The 1716-nt window shown below is 63.2% G+C and carries 3 protein-coding genes; 1 reads left to right on the top strand and 2 read right to left on the bottom strand.

All coding sequences use genetic code 11. From position 1 onward, the window contains the following. Positions 1-334 precede the first annotated feature (334 nt). Positions 335-586 carry a hypothetical protein gene (locus tag WAW17_RS20235; protein WP_422334706.1) on the bottom strand — a complete coding sequence of 84 codons (252 nt, stop codon included), beginning with the start codon at positions 584-586 and terminating at the stop codon, positions 335-337. A gap of 171 nt (positions 587-757) precedes the next feature. On the opposite strand from WAW17_RS20235, the gene WAW17_RS20230 reads away from it, so the two are divergent. Continuing rightward, complete coding sequence (locus WAW17_RS20230) at positions 758-1033, top strand: hypothetical protein (RefSeq protein ID WP_422334705.1); 276 nt, start codon at positions 758-760, stop codon at positions 1031-1033. A 48-nt stretch (positions 1034-1081) separates the two neighbouring features. On the opposite strand, the gene WAW17_RS20225 is transcribed toward WAW17_RS20230, so the two are convergent. After that, complete coding sequence (locus WAW17_RS20225) at positions 1082-1207, bottom strand: hypothetical protein (RefSeq protein ID WP_422334704.1); 126 nt, start codon at positions 1205-1207, stop codon at positions 1082-1084. Positions 1208-1716: the final 509 nt, after the last annotated feature.

Here is a 1716-nt window from a genome sequence, read left to right as displayed (position 1 = left end):
GTTCGATGGTGTTCGGTTCGGGTACCTCCCGGACCATCCCGTCCTCGATTCGGTGCGCTCTACCGCGAACTCGCCGACCACCAACTGATCGGCGCCCCGAACCAAACCTGCGCGAGCAATCACCGGTACCGGCGACAGAACCGAGGTGGCGACAGTAGGTGTGTGCCCGAAGCGGATCCGCTATCGGGAGGCCCATCGGGTCCAACAAGACTTGTGGCTGCCGGTATTGGTTGGTTCTCGGAGCGAATGGAGTATCGGCACGTCACCACAAGGCACGGATGCTCTTGCATCCGTGCCTTGTGTTTCCGGAGTCCTCAGCTTGCGTCAACTCAACCTATGTGGTGGCGGAGTCTCGGCGTCGCGGTCGGGGCCGACGCTGTTCCGGGTGCTGCCGACTGTGCTCGACAGCCGCCTGCACCTCTGGGTTCGCCAGATAGTTTCGCTCTGCCTTAGTGAGCACAACGGCCGGTTCCAGAATGACGGTTCCGTCCGCTTCTTCTCTGACGATGTAGCGGTCGTGCTTGTGGGCGAGCCTGCTCAGACTCACGCGGTTTCGGCTGTCCACTTCGACAATCAGATCGCTCATGGCGTCACTTCATTCTCCGGGGCTCTTTGGTCGGGACGAGCGCTTCCGCTCGGGAGTGTCCGTGCCCGGTGTCGGTCACTTCCTCCACAACCATTACACACTTGTGCCGAAGTTGCAAACGGTGCGCATGCAACTCTGTTACGATGGTGCACTACGAAAGGTAGTTGCGATATGACTGAAATTGAAATGAGTGATGCGGCGGCGACCGCACTGGGAAAGTTGTACGACGCCAACGACCCGCTGGCAGATGCGGTCGATCAGTGGCTCGACGCAATTGAAAACGACCCCGGCGCAGCAGCGGTGAAACGGCACCGAATCAGGCCCGGAAAGGTGTGGGCCATCGTCGTCCGTGATCCACGAGGACAGGAGGACTGGATCATCCTGTGGGAACTCGAGGCCTCCGGACCAATGGTCCACTACCTCGGCATCAACACTCTCGTGAAGTAGCAGAACCCGGCTGAACCGCTTGGCCGCAACCGTGGCGGTGTCGGTCGGCTACCGGCATCGCGCTTGTCCGACGCTGTCGAGCGTGTGGCTGAAGACGACCTTCGGGATCGCGCACCAGACTTCGGCGAACGCGGCCCCGAGTTGTTGTCGCGCATCGACGGATCCGTCTCCCATGGCAGCATCGTCTCGTAGAGCCTGCGGCCACACAGGTGGCCGCCAAGCTCGCGTGTCTGCGTGGTGCGGAAACGAGAGTCGTCCACCCGAACGCGCCCTCGCGGTCGGCGATGAAGCCGTCCACGGTCGCCGGACCGCATTCCCGACGACGGCGGACGATTCTTCATGTCCTTGGTCAACATCGGCGGACCCTGGTACGAGTTCGAGTACGGCACCTGATCCCGCGCCGGGTTTTCAGACAGCAGTGGTACGGCGGTTCGAGGTTCGGTCATCCGCTGCGGCGTCGATTCGAGAATCGGTGGCCGGTGTCGCGCTGCGCACACGCTCGAGACCCATTCGCGATGCGATGGCCACCCGGGGGGTCGCCACCGTCCGGCCCGCACCGCGTCCGTGAGGATCGGTCTGGGGTGGCCCGATGACGAGTGTCGGCAGGTGGTGCCGGGTGCTTCGCTCAGGCGAGGGCGCGCTCGTCGTCCCTACCGTCGAGTTGCTCGGCGTAGCGGACGAGG

The organism is Rhodococcus sp. (in: high G+C Gram-positive bacteria) (genome assembly GCF_049286785.1).
In the GTDB taxonomy this organism is placed as follows: Bacteria; Actinomycetota; Actinomycetes; order Mycobacteriales; family Mycobacteriaceae; genus Rhodococcus_F.
This window is presented reverse-complemented; position numbering and strand designations above follow the sequence as displayed.

Coding starts and splice junctions, on each gene's coding strand:
- WAW17_RS20235 (WP_422334706.1), bottom strand. CDS start 586: ATGAGCGATCTGATTGTCGAAGTGGACAGCCGAAACCGCGTGAGTCTG.
- WAW17_RS20230 (WP_422334705.1), top strand. CDS start 758: ATGACTGAAATTGAAATGAGTGATGCGGCGGCGACCGCACTGGGAAAG.
- WAW17_RS20225 (WP_422334704.1), bottom strand. CDS start 1,207: ATGGGAGACGGATCCGTCGATGCGCGACAACAACTCGGGGCCGCGTTC.